Below are 995 nucleotides of genomic sequence, written 5' to 3'. Positions count from 1 at the left end.
ACATCACCAGTTGTTTGTTTCGGATCAAGTACAGCAGCAGTAGAGATTATATTTGATAGTAGTACACCATATACAGGCGGATATACGTATACAGTATTTGATGCAGGTACAGGAACAGCTACCGCTATGACAGGAAGTGGAACAGGAAATGTAGTAGAAGCTATTACAGGTTTAGCCGCAGGCGATTACTTTGTTAGAGTTGTTATGACAGCGTTCCCAGATTGTACAAGAGACACAGCTACGTTTACTATAGCAGGTCCAACAGCAGCGATTACTTATACTACAATTCCAACAGGAATTACATGTACAGGTGATACAGACGGAAGTATCCGTGTAGACGCTGTTACAGGTGGCTGGGGAGGTTATGAATACCAATTAGTACCAGACACAGGTTCAGCTACCCCAGGAGGATCAGTGGCAGTTGCTTATAGTGGTAATAACTTATTTGAGAATTTAGCACCAGGAGATTATATCGTAACAGTACGAGATACTAATGGATGTGAGGTTACACAGAATGTTAATGTAGCAGATGTTACTCAGGTTAACTTTAGTGTTACTAAGAATGACAATGCTTGTACAACAGACGGCGGAATCATCACAGTTACTATTGCAGACGGAAGTGCACCATATACAGCTACGTTAACAGGGGCATTAGGATCAAGCTTTACATTAACAGGAGCAAGTCCAATTGAGTTTAGTGGTTTAGTAGCCGATACATATACAGTTTCAGTAGTTGACAGCAACAGTTGTCCAGCAGCTGGAACACAGAATATTACAATTAATCCAGATTTAGACTTTGATATTACCCCAGTAAGCATTTTAACATGTGTTGCAGGTCCAGAATACAGTATTGAAGTTAGTTCAGGAACAGGAAGCTATACATATGAGGTTGATAGCCCAACAACACCAAATGTTGTAACAGGAACTATAGTTGCAGGAACAGGAGTAAGCGATAACTTTACATTACCATTAACTACACCAGTAGGAACGTATAC

At 40.4% G+C, this 995-nt stretch carries 1 protein-coding gene; it reads left to right on the top strand.

The genetic code is table 11. The annotated features are described in order from the left end of the window. Window positions 1-995 (top strand): hypothetical protein (locus Q1A15_RS20910; RefSeq protein ID WP_299628388.1); only part of this gene is annotated, 995 nt, incomplete at both ends.

The organism is uncultured Tenacibaculum sp. (assembly GCF_947495995.1).
Lineage (GTDB): Bacteria > Bacteroidota > Bacteroidia > Flavobacteriales > Flavobacteriaceae > Polaribacter.
The sequence above is the reverse complement of the archived record's forward strand: the minus strand, read 5'-3'. Positions and strand labels throughout refer to the sequence as shown.